We start from the raw sequence: 26066 nt of genomic DNA, 5'->3' as shown, positions 1-26066 counted from the left end.
TCATTATTAAAACGATATACCTCTGATTTACTTTTTCTATTTATCTATTCTTAAGGCACTAGTTTCGGTTGCCCGCCAACTACATAATCTGCATGTTGCATGTTATAGGGCACATCTAAAGCTTCAAAACATTCGTGTACGGTAGTGCCTGTCGCAGGTTTAATCGATGGCCGTTTAAAGCAACTTTCAATCGCTGAACTTGAAGCACCAGAAAAACTCGGTAAAACAGAGATCACTGTTGCTCCAATATTATTTGTAGTCATTGGAATATTGCTTTGTCCTAGACTGGTGCCTTTTGGTACAGAGCCAAAAGGTACCGACGGAACCTTACTCTTGGTTAAGTACACCTGTGACAGCACAGCGGAACGACCTGTTGCAAACTGATTTGCCTTACAAAAACCATCAACACCAATTTTGGTAGTTTTGGTACCACCATCCGTAATAGCACTGGCTTTAGGCAGTGCAAAAAAAACGTTTTCCGATGCACGATAGCAAAAGGTAAGTTCATCATCGGCATTTTCCACGGCATTGAAATACGCAAACATACCATCCAGTGCCAATTGCCTTGCAACGTCTTTTGGGTTTTCAATATTGAATAACGCTGCATCAGAGTTCTTAAGTAATAATGAATTTACTTGGCTATTGGTTGCAATTTTCAAACCTAAAATACCTGACTTTATGGCAATCGTTCCCAGTATCGTGATAATCACCAAAATAATTAAAACCGTAATCAGTGTCGCACCTCGTTGACTTTTCATCATGATGCTCCCAATGTATTGCGAATGGCGACGACCTGATTTACAGCCTGTCTTAAATATTTTTTATTTAATGTTGCATCTCCAGACAAAGTGACATCCGTACCTGCAAGTTTGAAGGTTGTTTGAGTATTTAGGCTCGCTTCAGCCCCAATACTCGTTGTAGAACGTGACAAGATTCCCACATCAATCGAAATGACTTGTAAATACATTTCGGAACAGCCATTCGGTGCCGTACAAGCTGAACGAATAACATCCATTGCAGCAAGATATTCATTGATTGTCATATAACGAAATTTATAACGGAGTTTAGGATTAGAATTTGTTGGATCATCCAACTTTTTAACCCCTAGACGAACTTTAAAAGCATCTACCCGTTGCATGATCTGTTGTGCCTGAGTATTTAGACCTTTAACTACAGTTGCACCACTTTTTGGATACTCTCCAGCATCGCAATAGAGGGAATATGCTATGGGTTCACCTGTAGTTTGTTGCGGACTTTGCGCTAAATAATATCGTTGTACAACCACCTTATCCGAGGCATTAGTTACTTCTGCGCCTTCACAATTGATAATACGGCTTTCTTCAGGGGTATACTGGATCGTTAAGCGATCACTTTTGCCTGTGGTATTGTCATTATCCTTTGATTCCAATGTGACCAAATCTGTTTCTAGAGCACTGACTGATTGTGAAGATGCGGGTAGATTTTCTTTTTTAAAAATAATGCCAGAGCCTTTGACCAAATTATTCACTTTCTGCGAAGAATCTGTATTTAGATTGGTCTGCCGTAAATCATAGGTCACCAAAGACAGACCAAAATTAGCATTTTGCTGTAACTCCCCCATGCCAAATTGTAGACCCAATGAACGTTGACTGCTTAAAAATACAGCAAATCCAGCAGCAACAATAAGCAATCCCAAACTTAGAGCTATCATGAGTTCAAGGAGGGTAAAACCTGAGGTATAACGGCAATCAGCCATAATTATATACCTCCATGATGATACATTTGGCATTGGGTATATAGGCTGTACCATTGGTGCAATCTGTTGGGTTTGTGCCATCAGTTGCAGTTGTACGCTCCCATGCAACGTAAATACATTTACGCACGAGTGTAGTACCTTGACAATCTAATACATTGATACTCATCCCCATGCTATTGGCACGAGCTTTTACCTGCGCATAATCATATTGTGCCATTGCATCCACACTACAAAATGTAGTTGCACATTGAGCTGGTGGAGAAGTAACATCTTTATATTCAGACAAACCTTCCCGATTCATACGCATTCGTTCTGCCAAATCATGTGCGATATTGGTTGCCTGAACATGATTAGAAGCCTCATTACTGGCTGCGACAGCTCTCACCTGTAATGCCACAAACCCCAAAACTGCAATACTCAGTAGTATCAAAGCCACCACAACTTCAACGAGTCCAGCTCCTTTTTGAATTTTCATTATGCTTTCCTCCCTATTAAGAAGTTGGACAACTTGTTGCTGTTTTTTTATAAAATACAGCGCCAGCTCTTTCTACATATACGTAGGATTTTAGTGAGGTGTTATTTCTATGTTGAAAGATAAAACACTGACCGTTTGTTGTAATCGTCGATTGACCTAAACGATTAAAAGTAACACTAGAATCTCCACTAGACTTTTCAACATAGGTCGGTGACCATTTTTTATAAAAGACTGCGGCATTGGCATCTAATGTTAAGACCTTCTCCGCTTGTTTAAAGATGGCTTCCGATCTTGTTTCAGCCAATAAATCTATAAAATTACGGGTATCCTTGGTGAGCTGATTGCTTCGAATCATCTGCATAAAGGAAGGTGCAGTAATGGTCGCAATAATCGCTAAAACAGCAATCGTCACGATCAGCTCAATCAAGGTAAATCCCCTGTTCTTTCGCATTAGCTCACCAACATAAGCAAAACCTTACTTGATTAAAAATCATAGCCAAAACACTTACAAAACCAATATAAGTTGGATAAAAGGTATTAAAAAGCAGATAACCAAATTAACATATCTATTTGAAAATTAACACTTATTTTTCAATTTTATTGAAAATTTTGGCATATTCTTAGGTATTTTGTGTGTATACAATCAGCAGTATTAAAAAGCTATAAAATTGTCAAAATATTTTTCAAACTCGCGACTATATAGACTTATTTTCCATTTTTTTTAATTTAAAATGCTTGCTTGTTTAACTGATAATTAACCTGTAAAACTCAGTGATCTAATGAAGTATAAAATGCCCATCTAATGAACTGAATGCGTTTATACAAATTGATAGAAGATTTGCTGATTCATTTATTTTTACTTCTCACTCACAGATAGTCTTTGTATTATGGGGTGACATGGATATCATCATATTGAGCAAAAATATATCAGTAAAAACAAAGTATTGTGTTATTTTCAGCGCAAGAATAATGTTAAATAAAAAATGGATGAGCAAAGTGAGACATCGCCTATGCAAGTCTATTTAAACTTTAGATGTAAAGTGTGGCAATGAAAACTTTAGTTCATGCAACAATATATTCATCACATTGATTAATTGAAATTATATTTTCATGTATGCGTTTTTCAACAGATTGACTATATCTTTAAATGTTGGAGCAAATGAAATAGGCGAACTCATATTAAATATTACCAGACGCCTACAACATTTAGCCGATCGGTTATCAGCATATGATATGTTAAATTGAAAAGTATACTTTCAATTTAACTCCAATCTATAGAATGACTTAGAGTTCTATACCTTTAGCTGGACAGAATAACTCAAAGCGGTAGCATTTACGCTTGAGTTACATGAATCCGTAACTCTTTTGGCAAGCTAAATGTGATATTTTCCTCACGACCGTTGAGTTCTTGTGGTGCTGTTGCACCCCAGTCCTGCAAACGCTGGATGACCTGCTTAATCAAAATCTCTGGTGCAGAAGCTCCTGCAGTCACCCCAATTTTATGCTCAGGACTAAACCATGCTTGTTGCAACTCGTCCGCATTATCCACCAAATAAGCATGTTTCCCCATTCGCTCTGCCAACTCACGTAAACGATTTGAATTAGAGGAGTTTGGAGAGCCTACCACCAACACTACATCACACTGGGTTGCTAAATCTCGTACAGCATCTTGACGGTTTTGAGTGGCATAACAAATATCATCTTTTCGAGGACCTTGGATATGCGGAAATTTATGACGTAAGGCATCAATGACTTTGGCTGTATCATCAATAGATAACGTGGTTTGAGTAACAAATGCGACTTTTTCAGGATGTTTAACGCTTAATGATGCAACGTCTTCTTCATCTTCAACCAGATAAATTTCACCACCATTTTTTTTGTCATACTGTCCCATCGTCCCTTCAACTTCAGGGTGACCTTCATGACCAATGAGAATTGCTTCTGTGCCCTCACGAGCATATTTGGTGACTTCGATGTGGACTTTAGTGACCAACGGGCAAGTTGCATCAAACACTTTTAATCCACGACGTTCAGCTTCTTGTTGTACGGCTTTGGATACACCATGTGCACTAAAAATAACAATATTATCATCTGGAACTTCATCCAACTCATCAACAAAAATTGCACCACGTTGACGAAGATCATCCACCACAAATTTGTTATGCACCACTTCATGGCGAACATAGATCGGCGGGTTAAAACATTCAAGTGCACGATTGACAATGGCAATTGCACGATCTACACCTGCACAAAATCCACGTGGATTAGCCAATACAATTTCCATAAAATCCTCGTTGCTCACTTCAATGGTTGGATATATTTTAGCGATTAAACACAAACAATGTGTAAAAACTGTTTTGTTTGTCTGCGCTCTACTCTAAAATAGAGAAGATATTTTATCATATCAGGAAAAATATCATGTCGGGTTTATTGTTTGTCGTTTCTGCTGCTTCAGGAACAGGCAAAACATCTCTCGTGAAGGCGCTACTTGAACGTGTAAGCAATTTACATGTTTCTGTTTCTCATACGACTCGTGGTCAACGACCTGGCGAACTCGACGGTGTTCATTATCATTTTACGTCTAAAGAAAACTTTCTTGACCAAGTCAATCAAGGTGGTTTTATCGAATATGCAGAAGTGTTTGGCAATTACTATGGTACTGCACAAGCAACAGTAAAAGAACAATTGGCTAAAGGTCATGATGTGCTTTTAGAGATTGACTGGCAAGGTGCTGAACAAGTTCGTAAACTTTTTCCTGAATCTAAACAAATCTTTATCCTCCCACCAACTCAATTTGATTTACGTCAACGTCTTTCAAATCGAGGAACTGACTCTGTAGAAGTAATTGAGCACCGTCTCAGCTGTGCTGTTGAAGACATGCAACAATATGTTAATTTTGAATACATTATTATCAATGATGATTTCAATAAAGCTTTGCATGACTTAGAGTCTGTGATCAACGCCAATCGCTTAAAAATAGAGCAACAAGCGAATCGTCATCAAGCTTTGATTACGAAGCTCATTACCCCGCAAAGTTAATTTTTTGAGTTGAAGTTTATTCAATAAGCTTCGATTAAAACTTGAGTATGTGATGAAAGCATTTTATACTGCGTAGTCTATTTAAAAATTTTGTATCCAAACGAGAATTCCTATGGCACGCGTAACCGTTGAAGATTGTTTAGACCATGTAGACAACCGCTTTGAGCTTGTACTTGTGGCAAGCAAACGCGCGCGTCAATTGGCACGTCAAGGTATTGAGCCTACTGTTGAGTGGGACAATGATAAGCCGACTGTTGTTGCATTACGTGAGATTGCGATTGGTCATGTGACCAAAGATATTTTGAAACAACGTGATCAAGATTATCAAACATCAAGTCTTGATCTTGCTTTATCTGCAAATAATCTTAATCTTGAAGGCTTTTCTTTCCAATAAGATCAGCTTTTTCTAAAAGCCTAGTTTTTCAACTAGGCTTTTTTATTGCAGTCGCTTCTCAACAAAAATCGCCTATTGATCGACAAATTTCAAAATATTTGTTAAAAAAATAAATATTTTTTCGATCTAGAAATTGACAAGTCGCTCAATATGCTTTTCATTAAGCATTAGGAAAAGATTTCAAATTTGTAATTTAGGATAGGTGTTTTTATGCCAGGCCAAGAGGTCAGCCAAGCCAAGCAACAGCTTAACGTAATTATCGACGCTTACTTAAAACCAAGCGATGTCGAGCGGGTTCTTACGGCTTGTGATTATGCTGATATTGCGCATGATGGTATTACACGTAAAAGTGGTGAACCCTATATCCTACATCCGATTGCTGTGAGCTGTATTTTGGCGCATATGCGTATGGATGCTGAAACATTAATGGCAGCTTTGCTGCATGATGTCATTGAAGATACTGATTTTACCAAAGAAGACATTACCGAAAAATTTGGCAAGACTGTTGCAGAATTGGTTGATGGTGTCACCAAACTCAGCCACTCCAGTGACAAAGAATATAATAAAGCCGCATCTTTCCGCAAAATTCTCCAAGCTACTTTGCAAGACCCTCGCGTGATTATCATCAAGCTTGCAGATCGCTATCACAACATGACCACGCTCGGCGCTTTACGCCCAGATAAACGTGCACGCATTGCTCAAGAAACCTTTGATATTTTTGTACCTATGGCACGTCTTGTGGGTATGAATGAAATGGCAGATAACTTAGAGCATCTGTGCTATCAAAATCTTGATCTTGATATGTACAATGACGTCCAAGAGAATCTACTCAAAACCAAACCAGAACGATGTAAATATCAATCTGTTTGGGAACAAAATTTAGCTGAATTGCTGAATAATTATAATATTCAAGGGCGTATTAAAAAGAAGAATAACAATATCGAATTATTGCGCCATTTTGTTAAAAATGAAATTGATTTACAAGAACTCACCCATAGCCATGCTTTTGAAATTATTTTACAAAGCATTGCCGACTGTGACCGTCTGGTCGATGCATTACGGGAAAACTTCCAAGTTTTAGACTATGAAGATCATATTCGTCGCCCACTCCCTGGTGGTAATCAATCTTTAATGATCAAGCTCAAAGGTGAACGCACTACACTGTCACTGACCATTCAAACTGAATTGATGCGTAAAGCAGCACGATTTGGTGTGGTTCTAGGTGAAAATGCACCGCAAGCTTGCCGTTCAGCAATTCAAGCATCCATGAAGAATCTAGATCTCTTGGTGGGTAATGAATGTGCTAAAACTACATTTAGCGACTTATTGGATTATTTACATCAAGAAAAAATTTGGGTTTATACCCCACATGGTCAATTGCACGAATTACCGCAAGGCGCGACAGCTGTTGATTTTGCCTATTCAGCAAGTTTATTTTTGGGTAACCATGCTGTGGGTGCCAAAATCAATGGGGAAATTAAGCCACTTTCAACACCACTGGTCAGTGGTCAAGTGATTGAAATCATCACAGATGTATTGGCAACACCAAACCCAGATTGGTTAAGCTTTATTAACACCCAAAAAGCACGACGTGCGATCCAAAATATTTTGCGAGATCAAGATCCTGATGAACAACGATTGGTAGGGCAACAAGCCTTAAACCGTGCTTTAAAATTGTTCAATCGTTCAATCAAAGATTTATCAGAAGCAGATTGGGCTGATCTGTTGGAATGGCGCCATATTCAAGATAAAGACACCTTATTTGAACAAATTGCTGTAGGTGATTTGCTTCCTCAATTGGTTGCCAATCATTTATATGCTCAATCGCAAAATACCGAAGAACATGCTTCAAATCGTTTAATTCAAGGGACAGATGGCGTAGATGTTAAATATGCGCATTGTTGTAACCCTGTATTAGGTGATCCAATTCAAGGTCATTTATCACGTCGTGGTTTAATTGTTCATCGTGAGCGCTGTCATAACCTGTTGCATGAACAACATTTACATCCTGAAAATATCATGTTGCTCCATTGGACTTCTGAACAAGAAGACGATGTAAACTTCAATGCTTACTTAAGTATTGACTTGGTACTCACTGATGAGCAAATTTCGGAATTAATTTATCTCTGCCGTAAAGCAAAAACGGGCGTCGAATCAGTGCGTACACACGAAGATAAAACTTATGTGAATATCGTGGTGAATAATCGCAAACAAATTGCACAAATCATTCGTGAGCTCCGTATGCAGTTTGGTTTCCCTCGTATCAGTCGATTGGCAATGCCCATTGCAATGAATGAAACACTGAAAGCAAAAGCATGCTAAATTAAGCTGTACGCTATTTATCGTTATTCATTGATGAATGGTGTCTCGTTTATGCGTCATGATGAAATGATTAAAAATCAAGGAGAAATCAATGTCCCGCCAAGTGATTCATACTGAAAATGCCCCTGCTGCGATTGGAACTTATTCACAAGCGATCCTCGTAGACAATACTTTGTATCTTTCAGGGCAAATTGGCTTAGATCCATACAGCATGGAATTGGTTGATGGCATTGAAGCCCAAATTCGACGTGTTTTTGACAATTTAAAAGCGGTTTGCGAAGCGGCAGGTGGCTCCTTGGCTGATATCGCAAAACTCAATATTTTCCTGACAGATTTATCAAATTTCCAGTTGGTCAACCAAATCATGGGAGAGTATTTTGCTCAACCTTATCCAGCACGCGCTGCGCTAGGTGTTGCTGCATTGCCGAAAGGTGCATTGGTTGAAATGGATGGTGTGGTGATTATCCCGCAATAATTGCGAAAAAAGCGTTTTTAGCTAAGCAATTGATTTAAAATGTATTAAAAATATACTACCGATCAGGTAGTATTTTTTTATTCAAAAAGCCAATCATGATCTGTCGTATTTTAAATAAACACTATTGACAAGTGATAATAATTATCAATAATATTAGTTATCGCATTTAACCGCTAGGTTGAGTTTTCATGTACGTATGCTTATGTCGTGGTATTACAGATCAAGATATTAAAGACGCTATGGCTAATGGTGCGGAAAGCTATCGTGAAGTGCGTGAATTATTAGATTTGGGTACCTGCTGTGGTCGTTGCGCACCTGAAGCAAAAAGCATTATCAATGAAGAACTTTCACTAATTGCTGCACGTATTTCTGTAGCAGCTTAGCAAAGCAATACCAAGAATTTCCCTATAACGATAATAAATAAGTTTTCTAATGATCTCCGGATCATTCTCCTCCCCCGCTTCGACTCAAAGCGGGTTCATTTTTTAAGATCGTTGCTCATCATAAAACGACATCCCTATTGTTTTTGATTGCGATTTTCATTTGCCGTTCTATAAATAACTCGTCAGCATCTCAAAAGTTGATTAATATAGACTGATATCAGATTGCCTTAATTACTATATTTCAATGACATCCTTTTGAGTGAAACATTTTGGATAGGATTTAAGGCAGAAATTTAGAATGGAGCTTTGACCATGAAAGGCAATCGTGACGTTATCAACCAACTCAACCAAGTGCTTTTTCATCACCTGACTGCAATTAACCAATATTTTTTACACTCTCGTATGTTTAATGATTGGGGAATTGAACAACTGGGCTCAGCTGAATATAAAGAGTCTATCCGTCAGATGAAGCATGCCGATAAAATTATTGAGCGTATTCTTTTTTTAGAAGGCTTACCAAACCTTCAACATTTAGGAAAACTGTATATCGGTCAACATACTGTTGAAGTTTTGAATTGTGACGTTCGCAAAGTAAAAGAAAATATTGAAGCATTAAAAACTGCCGTTGCATTGGCAGAAACACATTTAGACTATGTGACACGTGATTTGGTTCAAGAAATTCTAGAAAAAGAAGAAGAGTATTGGGATTGGACCACTACTCAATTAGATCTTACTGAAAGTGTAGGCATCGAGAATTATATTCAAAGCCAAATGTAAGTTTGAGTCTTTAAAAAAATCCCCAACTGGGGATTTTTTAGCACTATGATTTGGGACAATTTACAGCTTTGTTTAAAGTATGAAATATAGTCAAACCGCCGGATTATTCATACAAGTGATTCTGATATCACTCATCGATATCCAAAGAGCTTTATGCTCATTAGAATATTTTGATGATTCATTTATTTTGTACTTTTGAATCATCGATGGTCTTGCTATCGTGAAGCGACATGGATGTCGTTATGTTGAGCGGGGGTATATGAGCAAAAAACAAAGCATTGCTTTGTTTGCAGCGCAAGACCCTCGCTCAACGGAAGATTTTTGTCACTTTTCATCTCTGAAAAGTGAGTCAATGCCTGCGCAAAACAATTTAAACTTTAGAGGTAAAGCGTGGCATTGCAAACTCTAGATCATCAAACAATATATTTATTGCATTCATTTTATTGATCAAGAAATTATATTTAACATGAGTTCGATACAGCTACACTTTTAACTTATTGAAAAAACAATGTTCTTAGCGGATTCTTTCTGAATTTTCATCCAAGTTTTGGATCAGCATGCGGCTAACCATACTTCTATCTTTTGTTTTTGCATGAGGAGCGAAGCTCCTCAAGGCAATCATCTTGTACAGCAACATTGCTACTCACAGCAAAACTCGTCAACTACCAGTAAGCATCATCTTTCATCAAGAGCTTTTGTCGAACTCAGGCTATATTTACTGCATGAGTTTTTCAACAAATTGCCTATACCATTCAACTCAAGTTTTAAAATTAAGAATTCATTTTTATAAAAAAGAATTCTACTGTGTTGAAATGGAAGCAGGCAATAATTCCTGATAACTTTTATCTTGTCCATGCAAGGTCTTTAAAATCCATAATTGATGCTCAGCTTCAGACTTTTTACCATTAAAAGCCAAGACCTGTGCATATTTATGAATATCATATGCAGACGCTAAATTCGCCACCATACGCCCCATAGACTGTAATTGTTGATCTGTCATTGTTGTATAAGGATTTAAACCAATCCACCATACACGCTCTTTAAACTGCGTCAGCAACCAAATATCTTGATTCATCACTGATTGTTGTGAAGCACTTAAAGGTGTCTTTTTGGTCACAAAAACACTTTGTTGACGATATAAAATATAGTCTCGATAAATCACACCAACCAATACAAGACCGATCACAATAATACTCACAATGATCGACGATTTCAGCTTCACAGTCGGTAGTCGAGGATATTGTGCTTGAATCAGCCCCAATAAAAAACCCAAAGGCAGTAAAAAGTAAGCATAATGAATCGGATATTCTAATAATGCATGAATCAGAATGGCACATACCATTAAACTGGCTGCAATTGAAACAGGTTCTTTTATCCCTTTATTCAACCAATATAACCAAAAAACAACATAGAGAATGATCAACCCACCCAACGGAATACCATTCCAGAGCAATAAATCCAAAACTACGTTATGAGCTGTTTTATACCACTCATGCGATGGGTATATATCAAAAGCAGCAATTTGCGCCATTCCTGTTTGATTCCAGCCATACCCCAGCCAAGGCTTTTCTGAAATCGCAATCAAAGCTTGGTTCCACATATCCAATCGCAGATAGCCCGAACTTGCCCGCTCTACTACTGAAGACGCTTGTGCAATGTCTTGTGTTGATACCGCAGCAAGCCATTGATTAATCAGTGGTAAACTAGTGATAAGAACAACGAATACACCGCTCCATAGCAGCAGTTTTGCAAAACCAAAGCGTTTGGTTTGACCAAATTGCTTTGTCGTTAAATAAATCAGTGTGAATAAGCAGACTACCCAAGCTGTGCGTGACTGGGTTAATGCGATAGTCAATAGAAGTATAAATGTAGAAAGTACGAGTATATAATTTGGCAAAATTTTCTTTTCATAAAAGTACAAGCATGCAAATACCCCCATACAAATAAAGGTCGCTAAATTGTTAGGTTGGGCAAAGTTTGCATAGGGACGATTACCATTGAGAAGATTGACCAATGGTCTAAAATACTCATTTATATCCAACCATTGCGTGATTGCAATAAAGCTTGAAAGTATTCCACCCGTAAACACCACCAAACAGAAAATTTTAAAAACCTGTTCTCTTTGACCTTTTTCGCCAATTGCTAAGTTATAACCCACCACCACCATCAACCAAAACATGGCAATATAGGCTGTACAGAGTAACGCATTACTCAGGTATAGAATCTCGCCAAAGCCCCATTGAATCAGAGGAATTGCGAGTACAGGCAATACAAGTAATTGGGGTTTGGGTATTTTTAAATCTTGATGATAAAAGGCACTTAACAACGCCAATGCTGATAGAAAAGTCAGTACTTCACTACCAAATGTCGTCCATGGCATTTTATGAATCGGTAAAAGCCAAGCAAGTAAAAGCAGTAAGGCTGAAAGGATATAAGGAATGGCTTTCATATGAAAAGTGAACAGAAAAACTGGGGGTATTATAACGCCTATAATACCGTTCTGCTTAATGAATGATAGTACAACCAGCACCCTTACTTAAGTCACAACGAATATCTACTGTAGATGAATGTTTACTTTTTGCCTCAATCACCAAGTTTGTTGTTGACTCATTCCATGAAGAGGCATCAGTGATGAAACTACAGGATGAGATAACTGGAACTGTAGGATTGGTTACATCATTTTGATCATTCAATGCGTAAAAAATATAGTTGGCATAATTTTTTGTTTCAGATAAGCATGCTTTTACTCCCGCACTTTTAGAGTAGCTTTGATATGCGGGTAATGCAATTGAGACAAGGATTGCAACAATCGCGATCACAATCATTAGCTCTATCAAAGTAAAGCCTCGTTGCTGTTCCATTTTGAATTATTCAATAGCTGTTTGAATACAATTTATAGATTATTTTCATTATTTCAAATGCTAATTTCTAGAAGCACAGCAATGATTAAAAAACATCAATAATTGTCACATTATTACAAGTCATGCTCTTTTAGATCAGTAGAAACATGATGATCCTTATAAAAATTATACTTGAGCAAATCATCAGGATTAATATCACTTTTATATATTCTTTTAATTAAGAAAAGACAATATTCAGCATCCTCTTGCTTACCATTATATGCGGCCAATTGTGCATATTTATATAAATAATACTTTGATGGTGTCAGAAGAGTAAGATTCCTATATATCTCGATTTGATCTTCTTCAAGTTTAGAAAAAGGATTTAGCGCTATCCATTCTGCATCATATTTTAATTGGTCTAACAGAAAAATTTTGTTTTGAGCATAGTAAGGTGTCACTTTATCAAACTGTGGTTTCTCCTTAAACAATCTCATCATTTCGTAAAGCTTTGCTTCAAAACTTTCAGTAATGCTTGCATTATAGTCTCTCCAAACAAGCAGAACGAAAGACAGCCAAATCAATGCAATTGAATTATTAATCGCTTTGGATAATTTAAAATATTGACCATATCCCTCTTCAGACTGAATGATGCCACATAAAATTGCTACTGGTAACAAGAAAAAAGCATAATAAAGAGGAAATTCTAACATCGCATGAATCAATACAACAGTTATCATCATTAACGCAATTATTGATTCTATTGAATTTGCTAACTGATAAAAACGAGCATACCAATAAATAGCATATCCAACAATTAAGCTTCCCAAAATAATGCCATTCCAAACCAGCATATCCAGTATAATATTGTGTGAACTTAAATATCTTTCAGGAGTATCGTGTTTCGGCAAGGCATCTAAATATGAAAAACTACTTTGATTCCATCCATAGCCCAACCAAGGGTGGTCTTGAATGGAAATAAGAGTGTGTGTCCACATAGGTAGTCTTAAATACCCTGTTGTTGCTCTTTCCATTACTGTTGATGCTGATGTCCCAACAACTTGGCTGAGTAATGGTAAACTTAATACAAATACAACAAATATAACCGTAAAACCTATCGAATAAAAACGATTAAATCTAAATCCTATTTTATGATTTCGAATCAACCAGTAAATTACACAAAAGATAACTCCTAACCAGACTGTCCGAGATTGACTCAATACCATTGCAAAAAGAATAATCAACGCAATCATCAAAACAATCAATGAGGGTATTTTTTGTTTTTCAAATAAATATAGACATCCCAATAATCCTAAAAATAAAGCAGTTGCCATATTATTGGGTTGTGCAAAATTAGCAAAAGGACGCCCAGCTGTTAACTCTAAAACAAAAGGAAAAAATGATTCAAAATCCAGCCACTGAATAACCGCCATACAAGCCGTCATAAATGCAGCCACAACAAATGTACTTGATGTAAACAGCATGACTTTTTGTCTGTTGAATTCAGTTATACACAAATTAAAAGCATAAATTACCGTAAAAACAAATGAAATTAAGTAGAGAAAACTTAATAGTGCTGTACTAAAAAAGAAGATTTGTCCAAAAATAAACTGAAGCAATGGAATAAGACTAATAATAAACAATGGAATCAATTGAAAAGGAACTTTCAGATTTCGATTAAACTGCAAGCACAGTAAAAAAAAGATTGAAAAAAAAGCAGCAATTTCACTACCAAATGTAAGCCAAGGAGCAAAGTGATCTCCAAGCAGCCAAGAAAGATTAAAACTAATTATAATTATAGTTAAAAGCACTAATTTTTTCATAAATTTAAGTAACTAAGTTTTATTTAATATAAGAAAAAGGAGTCTAAAAAGACTCCCTTTTTATTTCTATTTAATTAGGTAGGACCAGCAGTACATTTTGCACCTTCAGCTAATTTACAAGTGACAAATTTATTATCTCCACCATTCTTAATAGTAAATTTCACTTCTGATGTTACAGCAGTCGGTTTAGTATCATAACCCGAACATGCTCCAGGTGCATAACTTGGTACAGATGCAGAACCATTTGGATCAGATAATGCTGCTAAAGCTACATTAGAATATGCTTTTGCTTCAGCCAAACATGCGTTTGTAGAAGATTTTTGTGTATAGTTTTGATACGCAGGAATCGCAATCGCAGCAAGAATACCGATAATTGCAACAACGATCATTAATTCAATCAAGGTAAAACCTTTTTGAGCATTCATAACATTTCTCCAATGTTTTTAAAAATTTATTAGCCTTTTTTCGAGCAATTTATGTGGCTGTTTTTGTGGAAAAAATCAACAACCAACTTACACACTTCGATTTTAGAGAGTATGTAAAGAGGTGGTCCCACATGTTTGAACAACTAAAAGCTTATTTATAAGTGATACTCTGCTCTAGTTAAGCTACCTTATTTTGTTGTGGTAGCTGGTCATAGTAAAACTCATCTGGAGTCATTTTGTCCAGACTCGAATGAGGTCGTTTCAAATTATAAAATTCAAAATATGCGTTTAATTGCTTCTTCGCATCCAAAACATTGCTGTAGGCTTTGAGATACACCTCTTCATATTTAACGCTCCGCCATAATCGTTCAACCATCACATTATCAACCCATCGACCTTTACCATCCATGCTGATTTGGATGTCATTTGATTTCAATACATCAATAAATGCATCACTGGTAAACTGACTGCCTTGGTCTGTATTAAATATTTCAGGTCGACCATATTTTTCAATAGCTTCATTTAATGTTTCTATGCAAAATGTAACCTCCATACTAATCGATACTCTATGCGCAAGTACCTTGCGGCTATGCCAATCAATCACAGCACATAAATAAACAAAGCCTTTTGCCATAGGGATATACGTTATATCCGTAGACCACACTTGATTACTGCGCTGAATAGCCAATCCTTTGAGCAGATATGGATATTTGCGGTGAGCTTGATTAGCCTGGCTTAAATTTGGTTTGCAATATAACGCATTAATGCCCATTTTCTTCATTAAAGTACGTGTATGACGTCGTCCTATATGATGTCCTTGACGATTCAACAAATCACGCATCATACGGCTACCTGCAAAAGGGTATTGCATATGTAACTCATCCATACACCGCATCAGCTTCAGATCTGATGCACTCACAGGTTTTGGGCGATAGTAATAACAACCACGGGAGACTTTCAGCAGCTGAGCTTGCTTAGATACTGAAATCTGAAGTGAGTCATCGATTAACTTTTGTGGTTGAAGCGGCCCAGTTTCTTCAACACACCTTCTAAAAAATCAATTTCTAATGCCTGCTCACCGATTTTTGCATGTAGTTTTTTTAGATCGATGGGTGGTTCTGTTGGAGCTTTTGATTGATCGAAAGCTTGCGAGGAAGCTGAAATCAGTTGATTTTTCCAGTCGATAATTTGGTTTTGATGAACATCAAATTCAGCACTCAATTCAGCAAGTGTTTTTTCTGCTTTAATCGCAGCAAGTGCTACCTTAGCTTTAAAATCATTTGAATGATTTCTTCTTGGTCTACGTGCCATAAAATACTCCATATATTGATGTTTATAACATCATTTGGGGAGCAAAATATCACTTATAAGTGTTGTTCAAATTTCCTGATCCACCTCTGTAACAGTTTACAAGCTTTTTTTAACATCTCTTTTTTTTAAGTAATTAAACGTAAAAAAGTGACATTTCCTGTCACTCTTGTTTAAAAAAATTTCATTCTTCTTTGACATTAATTCAGAATAATCGGCTGATTTGCCAATTCATTCATATTATCAGGTTTTTGTTGTTTGTAAAACAAATTCAATACTTTGCCTATTTCACTCACACCACTCTCAACTGCCAAACGGTAATGTTTATTTTTTAATTGCACAATCATCTCATCACAAATCTGTTGCCACGTTTGTTGTGTAGTCGCCTGATGGATACCACGATCTACGACAATTTCTACCGCTTTTTCACACAAATTCAAATAAAGTAAAACACCGCTGTTATATTCGGTATCCCATACACCCAACTCGGCAAAGAGTTGTTGCGCTCGTAGACGTGTATTTTGATGATAGGCTTGATGGCTGGGGATATGCCCCTCGATCACCACCTGTATTTCACCCACATGACCTTCTTCGGCTTGTTGAACTGCTTGAGCAATTGCATGCTGATCCTGCTTGGAAAAGTAGCGCTTTGATGCTGGCATATAAAGACAATGCTTGAGCCAGCGTTTAAAACTCGGCTTTACTTTTTCCTGTAATTTCGGTTCAGTCAAAATTTCTGTTGTATCAGTTTTTGTTACCATGAGCCTGATGCACCTCCCCCACCAAAACCGCCACCACCACCGCTATAGCCACCACCACCAAAACCGCCACCGCCGCTTCCACCACGTCCACCGCCAGAGAGAAACATTTGTAGGATTAGTTGAGCTAGAGAAGTGATCAATAAGAAAAACACACCAAACCCTAAAATCAGGCTCATCACAATGCCAGAACCATATATCAGCCCAGCTGCTGTTGCTGTCACCCCAGCTACTGCCGCACTTAAGCGATTACCAACGATAAATGAAGCAAATATACCCACCACCAAAATAATCATTGCAGTAGTTAAGGTGCGATCCTTTGCTTCTTGCGCTTGTATTGCTTGGTTTTGTCGTTCTTTAAGTTCATCAGCAGCTTGTCGCGCAATTTCAGGGTCTAAATTTAAAATACGTTCAATTTCTCCCACAGCAGCCTGTAAACCTTGTGCATATTGCCCTTGTTTAAATGCTGGAGAAATTTGATTGCGTATAATCCGACTAACCACAATATCGGGCAATACACCTTCTAAACCATAACCTGTGGCGATATGGATTTTATGGTCATTCACAGCAACAGCGATCAATAGACCATTGTCTTGTTTTGCTGAACCAAGTTTCCATTGCTCTGCAACACGCATTGCAAAATCAAAAATACCTTCTTGCCCCGTGGTTGGAACAATAATAATCCCAATCTGTGCTTTGCCTTGACGATAAATGTTACGGATTTGTTGCTCTAAATTTTGCTTTTCAGCCACAGACAAAACATTGGCTTGATCAACCACGGGTTGATTCAATGTAGGGATATTTCTTTCTGTCTCACCCTCTGCAATATCATTGGCGACTTTTACTTGATTTGATGCAGAACTCTGTGACGTTTGTTGAGATGTGGCTGTCGGTTGATTTTGCTTTTGACCATCTACTGGTGATGAACCAAGCACATTTGGCAAGTTGGTATTTGGAGCAACTTTTCCTAGAACAATGGCTTCTTGTGCTTGTTGTTCATCTGTCACAGTTGCTGTTTCAGCCCAAACCTGAGATTGAACAGAAAGGATCAGCGCCAAAAGCACATAGAATAATGTACTGATTATTTGAATTGCTGATTTTCCTTGCCGTTCAAGCATAACTCACCTTTGTTTAGATCATTGTTATCGCCTCATCTTATTTCAAACCGTGATAAAAATAAGATAGAAAGCCGATAATTAATTAAAATTCACTGTTGGTGCTTTCGATGCGCCTGCTTCAGCACTAAAGTTTGGTTTGGCTTTCATGCCAATCACTTTTGCAGTCATTGCTTGTGGGAACTGACGTACATAAGTATTGTAGTCTTGTACCGTCTGAACATAACGTGTTCTTGCTGTACTAATTCGGTTTTCAGTCCCCTCTAATTGCACTTGTAAATCACGAAATTGCTCATTGGCTTTTAAGTCAGGATAGTTTTCAGTGACGGCTAAAAGTCGAGATAATGCACCCGTCATTTGTGACTGTGCTTCTTGATACTTTTTAAATAATTCTGGATCGTTCAATACTTCTTTATCTACTTTTAAACCTGCAACATTGGCACGCGCCTCAGTCACTTCAGTTAAAACTTTTTCTTCATGGGTTGCATAACCTTTGACGACATTCACAAGGTTAGGCACTAAATCTGCACGACGTTGATATTGGTTTTCCACTTCAGACCAAGCCGCATTGACGGACTCATCTTTGGCTTGCAAAGTATTATAACCACAACCTGAAAAAGCCAAGGTACTCGCTAAAGTCAGTGCCACCAAACCATTTTTCATTGCATTCATTGCTCATTCCTCAGAGATATTTATTTGTATTTGTTGATATATCTGCATTCTATACAGTTTCAGGCAAAGTTTTGTTTACTTTCTGCTATCTATTCGCAATTAAGCTTTTCGGGAATGACATACATTTTTTAAGAAAAGTGCGTTAAGGCGAAACTACTCATTATTTTAGAATATAGTTTAAAGATGGGGCTTGATAACCATATTTCCTCAGATATAAGAAAGCCACCCTGAGGTGGCTTTCTACAAATACTTATTCTTCGTCTTTTTGCTCAGGTAAATCTTTTACTGCTTCTGCAATTAAACCAAACATATAGTTACCATAAGCATTGGTTTTATCGTAGTGAAAACGCAAACGAGGCGTTATACGTGTTTTGATCCGACGACCTAACTCGTGACGCAAGAAGCCAGAGGCTTTATTTAATACATCCAAGGTTTCTTTATTTGCTGCTTCACTTTGCTCATCACCAAGTTCACGCCCCATAACAGTCACGTAAACTTCTGCATAACCTAAGTCAGCACTGACTTTCACCGCAGAGATGGTCACAAGACCACCTAAGCGTGGATCTTTAAGCTCTTGACGAATCAGTTCTGACAACTCACGTTGTACTGTATCCGCCATGCGCTTAAGACGTTGACTACCCGCCATTAAAGACTCCGTTTAATCAACTGAACATCATATACTTCGATTTTGTCGAGCGCCTTGATGTCATTATAGCCTTTAACTGCAAGACCACATTCCATACCAGCACGAACTTCTTCAACAACATCTTTATAACGACGTAATGATTCAAGCTCACCTTGGAACACCACCACATCATCACGAAGTACACGAATTGGTTTATTACGATGTAAAACACCTTCAAGTACCATACAGCCTGCAGCCGCACCAAACTTACTTGAATGGAATACTTCACGTACTTGGGCAACACCCAGAATTGTTTCACGATGTTCAGGTGCAAGTTTACCGCTCATTGCAGCTTTAACATCATCAATTAATTGATAGATCACGCTGTAATAACGGATATCCAAACCATCTTCATCTGCCTTTTGACGTGCTGTGCTGTCTGCACGAACGTTAAAGCCAAGTAGAACAGCTTCAGAAGACTCCGCAAGACCAACATCAGACTCAGTGATTGCACCTACACCCGAGCTAATCACACGAACTTTAACTTCGTCAGTCGACAACTCAGAAAGTGCAACAATCAATGCTTCTAAAGTACCACGTACATCTGTCTTAAGTACCACATTGACATAAGGCACATCTTTTTTGCCCATAGATGCCATAATGTTTTCAAGACGCATCGCACTTTGACGCTCAAGACGTTTTTGACGTTCACGGTCTAAACGAGCATCTGCAACTTCACGCGCTTTCTTCTCATCATCAACAACAAGAACTTCATCACCAGCCATTGGTGCTTCTGGAAGACCCAAAATCTCTACAGGAATAGAAGGACCTGCTGACTTAATACGATTACCGTTTTCATCTGTCATCGCACGTACGCGACCATATGATGCACCTGCAAGCACCAAGTCACCAACATTCAAAGTACCATTTTGTACAAGAATAGAGGTTACAGCACCACGACCTTTATCAACACGAGCTTCAATCACAACACCTTGTGCAGCACCCTCTTCAGATGCTTTCAATTCTAGCATTTCTGCCTGGATTGAGATCAAGTCTAAAAGCTCATCAATACCTTGACCTGAATGTGCAGAAACCATTGCCACTGGAACATCACCACCCCATTGTTCAGGTACGATTTCCTTAGTGGTCAATTCATTCAATACGCGATCTGGATCTGCAGATTCTTTATCCATTTTGTTGATTGCAACAATAATTGGCGTACCTGCAGCACGAGCATGGTCAATTGCTTCTGCGGTTTGTGGCATTACACCATCATCTGCTGCAACAACCAATACCACGATATCGGTAGCTTTTGCACCACGTGAACGCATTGCTGTAAATGCTGCGTGTCCCGGAGTATCCAAGAAAGTGATAATGCCTTTATCGGTCGTTACGTGGTAAGCACCGATATGCTGGGTAATCCCCCCCGCTTCGCCTTGCGCCACTTTAGCACGACGGATACGGTCAAGCAGCGATGTTTTACCATGGTCAACGTGCCCCATGATCGTCACCACTGGAGGACGTGTGGTTTGTACACCACGTGCTTCTTCAGCCGCTTCAAGAAGGTTATCTTCTGCCTGTGTATCAGAAACAAGCACTGGATTGTGCCCCATTTCTTCAACGATCAATGCTGCAATTTCTTGATCAATGGCTTGGTTTTGTGTAACCAACTCACCCATTTTCATGAGCGACTTGATCACTTCACGGACTTTAACCGCCATTTTTGCAGCTAAATCAGCAACCACGATTGTTGAACCAATCTCAACATCATAGATTTGTTTTTTAACTGGTTTTTCAAAACCATGTTTGTTTGCTTGGCTTGATTTCAAACCACGTTTATGTGGATTATGGCTGAAAGATTGCTCTTCCTGACCACGACGTCCACCTTTTTTCTGACCGCGTGTGTCCTTAGTATTACCGCCACGTTTGATTTCGCGGTCTTCTTTTGCAAATGAGTCTTCATATGCCTGACCAACCAAACCTGCCGCCAAAGGTGAATCATCAACTACACGAATTGTGGTTGTTGTTTCATCAGAAGAATACTTAGACGCCATTTGACGCATTTGCTCAAGTGTACGTTGTTGTGCTTCTTCTGCTGACTTACGACGAGCCGCTTCCTCAGCAGCTTTTAATTGGGCTACCTGAGCTTCACGCGCTCGCTTTTGTTCAGGTGTTTCAATTGTTTTTACCGTTGCTTTGGTAATCGGCTTGTTGGTCGATTTACGTTTAACAACCACTGCTGCTTTTGGTGTTTCTTTTGCTGCAGTTTGCTGTTTTGCCGCAGCACGCATTTTCTCTAAATTGGCTTTTGCAGAGCTTTCTGTTTTTTCAGCTTCATTTACCACAGGAGCTTCCTGTACTTTTGGTGCTGAATTCGCTTGCGCAGTGGCTTGAGCTTTTGCCAATGCTTCTGCTTTAATTTGTTCAGGATCTGGCTTAGTAAACGTATGTTTTTTACGAACTTCTACGTTGATGGTTTTAGCTTTACCTGAAGTACTCGCCACTTTCGCGGTACTTGTCGTTTTACGTTTCAACGTGATTTGTCCTGCTTGTCCCGCGTCTTGACCATGTGCTTTTTTCAAATGGTTCACGAGCACACTTTGCTGTTCAGTAGAAATTTTATCTTCAGCCTGCTTTTGAGGTAATCCAGCTTCACGCACCTGATCTAGGAGCTTTGTAACTGGGAGTCCTACACTGACTGCTAACTCTTGAATTGACTTATCCGTCATGTATTACCTCCTAGTTAAACCATGATTCACGTGCTTTCATAATCAATTGACCTGCTTTCTCAGCGCCCAAGCCTTCGATATCAGAAATATCATCCGTTGCTTGATCTGCCAAGTCATCGACTGTGATTACACCGCGTGCTGCTAAAGCCTGTGCAATTTCAGAAGTCATACCTTCCATCGCAACAAGTTCTGGACTTGGGTCCTGAATATCTTCTTGCTGTTTTAATGCATCAGCCAAAGCGGCTTCTTTTGCGCGACTTTGTAGTAATTCAACTGTATCTGCATCCAATTCGATTTCATCGAAAGTTTCCGCAGGTACATAAGCAATTTCCTCAAGTGAGGTAAAGCCCATTTCTACCAAAGCCATTGCGAGATCTTCTTCAATATCTAGACGTGTAACAAACATATCTAAATACTGTTGAGCTTCATTTTGTTGACGAGCACGATACTCATCTTCAAGCATCATATCTAACTTATAACCTGTCAGCTCTGATGCTAAACGAACGTTTTGTCCTTGTGAGCCAATTGCACGAGCAAGTTGATCACTGGTTGCAAAAATAATATCCGCTGTGTGGGCATCTTCATCAATCACGATACCCGATACATCTGCTGGCTCTAAAGCACTTGCGATATATTGAGCTGGATCATCAGACCACACCACAACATCAATACGTTCACCATTTAACTCTGATTGTACCGCTTGGATACGTGTACCACGCATACCAATACATGCACCTACAGGGTCAATACGATGGTCATTGGTTTTGACCGCGATTTTTGCGCGTACACCCGGTTGACGTGCTGCTGCTTTAATTTCAATGATTTCCTCAGAAATTTCTGGAATTTCTTTTTTCATTAAAGCAATCAGCATTTCAGGTTTAGCACGAGACAATAGTAACTGTGCGCCACGACCTTCACGATTCACATTATAAAGAATCGCATTCATACGTTGTTTTGGACGAAGAATTTCTTTTGGAATCATTTCTTCACGTGCCAAATATGCTTCTGCGTTATCACCTAAGTCAATGATAAAACCATCTTTGGTTTGTTTTTTCACTTCACCGTAGATTAACTCGCCCACTTTAGACTCATAAGCATCAGCAACCAATGCACGCTCTGCTTCACGAATTTTTTGTACAATCACTTGTTTAGCAATTTGCGCAGCAATACGACCGAAATCAATTGATGGCACTTCAAGTTCACGAATATCGCCGATCGACCATTTTGCAGGATCTACATCAGAAATCGCATCCTGACATGCTGGCATTTCGTGATCTTCATCTGCAACCACTTCCCACTGACGAAAAGTACTATAATCACCGGTTTTGCGGTCAATTTCTACACGCAACTGCGCTTCTTCCGAATTCGTTCCTTCGTAGAATTTCTTTTTAGTCGCTGCAACTAAAGCCTGTTCAAGTGCTTCAAAAATTGCTTCACGACTCACACCTTTCTCATTACTAACCGTTTCAACGACGGTGAGAATTTCACGTGCCATAAGTCACCTATTTATTCAGATTTCTATTTCTGGATTAATCCTGAAAGATCAAATTCGCTTTGTCTATGTTGTTACTGTCTATCTCAAGTACCTGCTGTTTTTCAACTTCGACTTGAATCATTTCATTTTCTAAATCTACAGCAACCAACTTGGCTTGGAATTTACGACGATTTTCAACGGCTGCAATCAAACGCAATGCAACTTGTTGTCCGATATATTTTTCTAACTGCGCCAACTGAAAGAATGGACGATCCCAACCTGGAGAAGACACTTCCAAAGCATATTCACCTGAAATTGGATCATGCACATCTAAGATTGCACCCACCTGTTGAGTCACACGCACACAGTCCTGTACGCCAATACCACGACCCAACTCAACCTCACCATCTTCATTTATGGTTGGCTCAGCATTTTCAGCAACGTCTTTATCAATATAAATACGCAATAAAGAACGCTTACCTTGAGGAATGAATTCAATCCCCCAAAGTTCTACATCACAAGCTTGCACTGCAGGAGTTATTAAATCTTGAAGTGCTTGAGTTTTATTTGATAGCTTCATTTACTCTCGTCATATTTGTGCGATTCAATCGCTCACTGGACTTATTCAACTTACTATAGTGAAGCATGTCTTTTTGACCAATTGATGTCCACACCACACGATAGCCAATAAAAAAGGGCGTAATCGCCCCTATTATCGCACAGTAAATCGTAATTCACTATGCAAAAAGACCCACCTATCTGTGAGCCCTTTTTAGAAACTTGGTAGCGGGAGCTGGATTTGAACCAACGACCTTCGGGTTATGAGCCCGACGAGCTACCAGACTGCTCCATCCCGCATCAACGTTGCAAAATTATATACAAGAACTTTGAATTTTTCAATCAATATTAAAACATTGATCATTCTATTTTCTTGCTTGATCAAGTTGCACCTTAATCAAAATGGTAGCGGGAGCTGGATTTGAACCAACGACCTTCGGGTTATGAGCCCGACGAGCTACCAGACTGCTCCATCCCGCAACAATACTGCAAATTCACAAATAAAATAGACTTTTGATCTACATTACCTTTAATTAAGTTGCATCTTAATTAAATTGGTAGCGGGAGCTGGATTTGAACCAACGACCTTCGGGTTATGAGCCCGACGAGCTACCAGACTGCTCCATCCCGCAACAATGTTTTTTTTAGCCGCTAGCACCAACAATACTGGTTTATTGTTGGTGCGGAAGGGGGGACTTGAACCCCCACGCCCGAAAGCACTACCACCTCAAGGTAGCGTGTCTACCAATTCCACCACCACCGCAGCTGTGACGCATTCTAGTCGCATCCCTTAGAAAAAGAAAGGACTAATTGACATTATTCGCCAGTTTTTGGTGCAGTTGGCGAAGTTTCACCCGTATTTGTTGGTACAGGTGCAGTTGTTTGGGTTGTCGTTTGTACTGTTTTCAAGCCATAAGCATCTGTCGTTTGTTTTTTCGCAAAGACTGCTAGGCTTAAGCTGGTAATAAAAAATAAAGCCGTCAAAATTGCAGTTAACCGGGTTAAAAAGCTTGCTGAACCTGAAGCACCAAATACCGTAGCTGCGCCACCACCACCAAATGAAGCGCCTGCATCTGCACCTTTACCGTGCTGAACGAGAATAAGCCCGATCATTAAAACAGCCAAGATGATATGTACAACCAGCACAAATGTATGCATGCTGAACTCCTATTCTTTTGTATTAGCAAATGCTTGAGCAATTTTATAAAAAGACTCTGCATTAAGTGATGCACCACCAACCAGTGCACCGTTGATATCTGGACACGCAGCCAACTCTACTGCATTTTCAGCTTTCACACTACCGCCATATAAAATAGCCGTTTGTTGTGCTTCAACTGCAATTTGAGTTAAACCTTCACGAATTTTTGCATGCATCGCTTGAGCATCTTGTGGCGATGCGGTCTTGCCTGTTCCAATCGCCCAAATTGGCTCATAAGCAATAACAATATTGTGCCACTGCCCTGCTTTTACAACCGCAGCAAGATCACAAATTTGTTGTAAAACCACCTGTTCAGCTTGACCCGTCTCACGTTGTTCGAGGCTTTCCCCAACGCAATAAATGACAGTTAGCCCAGCATTCAGCGCATTGGTCAGTTTCGCTTTTACTTTCACAACATCATCACCAAAAATTTCACGGCGCTCAGAATGCCCAATCAATACATAATCAATCTGACTATCTTTAAGCAATTCCGCACTCACTTCACCAGTATATGCGCCAGTACCTGACATCTGAGACAAGTCTTGAGCAACAACCTTAACGGGTGAATGAGCATCTTGAAGTTGTTTTTGTACCGACAATAAAGCAATAGAAATCGGCGCAACCCCCAAATGACATTGTTGTTGTGTAATTGGGTTTTGTTGTAAATACTGTTTTAAGTCTTGTATGAGCTGTTGCGAATTCGCTTGCATTGGGTTCATTTTCCAATTGCCGACAACCCAAGGAATAATAGTCGAACTCGACATACATCTAACCTTTTATCGAAAATGTGCACATTCTACACGGAATTTAGATTTTTAAAGTATTTTTTCTTTATCAATTCGCACTTCTGTTCTAAAGTCTGTCAGTGAATATATGCGCTAGAAATATAAAACGTTTCAAAGATCGTCAACAAAAGTCAAATTGGCGCAAATTATGGTTAA

At 38.8% G+C, this 26066-nt stretch carries 25 protein-coding genes and 4 tRNA genes; 6 read left to right on the top strand and 23 right to left on the bottom strand.

Features of this window, described 5'->3' with window-relative positions; all coding sequences use genetic code 11:
• Positions 1–50: 50 nt before the first annotated feature.
• The 5 genes from TOL5_RS01880 to ispH form a co-directional block, all read right to left on the bottom strand.
• Positions 51–758, bottom strand: coding sequence for a hypothetical protein (locus tag TOL5_RS01880; protein ID WP_035300205.1), 708 nt, complete (start codon positions 756–758; stop codon positions 51–53).
• A complete protein-coding gene (locus tag TOL5_RS01875) occupies positions 758–1735 on the bottom strand; it encodes a PilW family protein (protein ID WP_174761480.1) in 978 nt (325 codons plus the stop codon). The genes TOL5_RS01880 and TOL5_RS01875 overlap by 1 nt, the downstream gene beginning before the upstream one ends.
• Entirely contained in the window at positions 1728–2213 is a 486-nt protein-coding gene (gene pilV, locus TOL5_RS01870; protein ID WP_221260718.1) for a type IV pilus modification protein PilV, read from the bottom strand. The genes TOL5_RS01875 and pilV overlap by 8 nt, the downstream gene beginning before the upstream one ends.
• A 13-nt stretch (positions 2214–2226) precedes the next feature.
• Complete coding sequence (locus TOL5_RS01865; RefSeq protein WP_009584409.1) at positions 2227–2661, bottom strand: pilus assembly FimT family protein; 435 nt, start codon at positions 2659–2661, stop codon at positions 2227–2229.
• Positions 2662–3543: 882 nt separating this feature from the next.
• Complete coding sequence (ispH, locus tag TOL5_RS01860) at positions 3544–4494, bottom strand: 4-hydroxy-3-methylbut-2-enyl diphosphate reductase (RefSeq protein ID WP_005035414.1); 951 nt, start codon at positions 4492–4494, stop codon at positions 3544–3546.
• Between the two features lie 134 nt (positions 4495–4628).
• On the opposite strand from ispH, the gene gmk reads away from it, so the two are divergent.
• The 6 genes from gmk to bfr all read left to right on the top strand — a co-directional run bounded on the left by gmk (position 4629) and on the right by bfr (position 9600).
• Positions 4629–5249, top strand: a complete 621-nt coding sequence (gene gmk / locus TOL5_RS01855; RefSeq protein WP_042088553.1) for a guanylate kinase — start codon at positions 4629–4631, stop codon at positions 5247–5249.
• Positions 5250–5361: 112 nt separating this feature from the next.
• Positions 5362–5643, top strand: a complete 282-nt coding sequence (gene rpoZ, locus TOL5_RS01850) for a DNA-directed RNA polymerase subunit omega (RefSeq protein WP_004718302.1) — start codon at positions 5362–5364, stop codon at positions 5641–5643.
• A 210-nt stretch (positions 5644–5853) separates the two neighbouring features.
• Entirely contained in the window at positions 5854–7965 is a 2112-nt protein-coding gene (locus TOL5_RS01845; protein ID WP_004826400.1) for a RelA/SpoT family protein, read from the top strand.
• Positions 7966–8056: 91 nt separating this feature from the next.
• On the top strand, positions 8057–8440 hold the full coding sequence (locus TOL5_RS01840) for a RidA family protein (RefSeq protein ID WP_004826398.1): 384 nt from the start codon (positions 8057–8059) through the stop codon (positions 8438–8440).
• Positions 8441–8628: 188 nt separating this feature from the next.
• Positions 8629–8823, top strand: coding sequence for a bacterioferritin-associated ferredoxin (locus tag TOL5_RS01835; protein WP_004718308.1), 195 nt, complete (start codon positions 8629–8631; stop codon positions 8821–8823).
• Positions 8824–9135: 312 nt separating this feature from the next.
• Positions 9136–9600 (top strand): heteropolymeric bacterioferritin subunit Bfr, encoded by a 465-nt coding sequence (bfr, locus tag TOL5_RS01830; protein ID WP_004826395.1) that lies wholly within the window; start codon positions 9136–9138, stop codon positions 9598–9600.
• A gap of 799 nt (positions 9601–10399) precedes the next feature.
• On the opposite strand, the gene TOL5_RS01825 is transcribed toward bfr, so the two are convergent.
• From TOL5_RS01825 to tpiA, 18 genes are all read right to left on the bottom strand, one after another.
• Positions 10400–12049, bottom strand: coding sequence for a PglL family O-oligosaccharyltransferase (locus tag TOL5_RS01825; RefSeq protein ID WP_221260644.1), 1650 nt, complete (start codon positions 12047–12049; stop codon positions 10400–10402).
• A gap of 55 nt (positions 12050–12104) precedes the next feature.
• On the bottom strand, positions 12105–12461 hold the full coding sequence (locus TOL5_RS22660) for a pilin (protein WP_174761409.1): 357 nt from the start codon (positions 12459–12461) through the stop codon (positions 12105–12107).
• A gap of 113 nt (positions 12462–12574) precedes the next feature.
• Positions 12575–14263 (bottom strand): PglL family O-oligosaccharyltransferase, encoded by a 1689-nt coding sequence (locus tag TOL5_RS01815; RefSeq protein WP_221260643.1) that lies wholly within the window; start codon positions 14261–14263, stop codon positions 12575–12577.
• A gap of 74 nt (positions 14264–14337) precedes the next feature.
• Positions 14338–14688 carry a prepilin-type N-terminal cleavage/methylation domain-containing protein gene (locus TOL5_RS22655; protein ID WP_221260642.1) on the bottom strand — a complete coding sequence of 117 codons (351 nt, stop codon included), beginning with the start codon at positions 14686–14688 and terminating at the stop codon, positions 14338–14340.
• Between the two features lie 178 nt (positions 14689–14866).
• Positions 14867–16011, bottom strand: a protein-coding gene (locus TOL5_RS01805; RefSeq protein WP_085944219.1) for an IS3 family transposase whose coding sequence is annotated in 2 segments (ribosomal slippage) — positions 14867–15747 and positions 15747–16011 — 1146 coding nt in all. Because the reading frame shifts where the segments join, the coding sequence is not laid out codon by codon here.
• 185 nt (positions 16012–16196) lie between these two features.
• Positions 16197–16757 carry a TPM domain-containing protein gene (locus tag TOL5_RS01800; protein ID WP_221260641.1) on the bottom strand — a complete coding sequence of 187 codons (561 nt, stop codon included), beginning with the start codon at positions 16755–16757 and terminating at the stop codon, positions 16197–16199.
• A complete protein-coding gene (locus TOL5_RS01795; protein WP_221260640.1) occupies positions 16751–17872 on the bottom strand; it encodes a TPM domain-containing protein in 1122 nt (373 codons plus the stop codon). Before TOL5_RS01795 ends, TOL5_RS01800 begins: the two co-directional genes overlap by 7 nt.
• Positions 17873–17950: 78 nt before the next feature.
• Positions 17951–18541 (bottom strand): LemA family protein, encoded by a 591-nt coding sequence (locus tag TOL5_RS01790; protein WP_009584403.1) that lies wholly within the window; start codon positions 18539–18541, stop codon positions 17951–17953.
• A 250-nt stretch (positions 18542–18791) separates the two neighbouring features.
• Positions 18792–19187: a ribosome-binding factor A gene (locus tag TOL5_RS01785; protein WP_004826375.1), complete on the bottom strand. Its 396-nt coding sequence runs from the start codon at positions 19185–19187 to the stop codon at positions 18792–18794.
• Positions 19187–21895: a translation initiation factor IF-2 gene (infB, locus tag TOL5_RS01780; RefSeq protein ID WP_221260639.1), complete on the bottom strand. Its 2709-nt coding sequence runs from the start codon at positions 21893–21895 to the stop codon at positions 19187–19189. Before infB ends, TOL5_RS01785 begins: the two co-directional genes overlap by 1 nt.
• A gap of 10 nt (positions 21896–21905) precedes the next feature.
• Positions 21906–23390, bottom strand: a complete 1485-nt coding sequence (gene nusA / locus TOL5_RS01775; RefSeq protein WP_004826370.1) for a transcription termination factor NusA — start codon at positions 23388–23390, stop codon at positions 21906–21908.
• 34 nt (positions 23391–23424) lie between these two features.
• A complete protein-coding gene (gene rimP, locus TOL5_RS01770; RefSeq protein WP_004826368.1) occupies positions 23425–23949 on the bottom strand; it encodes a ribosome maturation factor RimP in 525 nt (174 codons plus the stop codon).
• A 201-nt stretch (positions 23950–24150) separates the two neighbouring features.
• A tRNA-Met gene (locus tag TOL5_RS01765) sits at positions 24151–24227 on the bottom strand.
• Positions 24228–24330: 103 nt separating this feature from the next.
• Positions 24331–24407 (bottom strand) — tRNA-Met (locus tag TOL5_RS01760).
• 75 nt (positions 24408–24482) lie between these two features.
• Positions 24483–24559, bottom strand: a tRNA-Met gene (locus TOL5_RS01755).
• 46 nt (positions 24560–24605) lie between these two features.
• A tRNA-Leu gene (locus TOL5_RS01750) sits at positions 24606–24690 on the bottom strand.
• Between the two features lie 53 nt (positions 24691–24743).
• A complete protein-coding gene (gene secG, locus TOL5_RS01745; RefSeq protein WP_004826367.1) occupies positions 24744–25085 on the bottom strand; it encodes a preprotein translocase subunit SecG in 342 nt (113 codons plus the stop codon).
• 9 nt (positions 25086–25094) lie between these two features.
• On the bottom strand, positions 25095–25889 hold the full coding sequence (gene tpiA / locus TOL5_RS01740) for a triose-phosphate isomerase (protein ID WP_009584365.1): 795 nt from the start codon (positions 25887–25889) through the stop codon (positions 25095–25097).
• Between the last annotated feature and the right edge of the window lie 177 nt (positions 25890–26066).

Source organism: Acinetobacter sp. Tol 5 (assembly GCF_019702905.1).
Classification (GTDB): domain Bacteria; phylum Pseudomonadota; class Gammaproteobacteria; order Pseudomonadales; family Moraxellaceae; genus Acinetobacter; species Acinetobacter bereziniae.
Note: the sequence above shows the minus strand (reverse complement) of the source record. Positions and strands in the feature narration are given on the sequence as shown.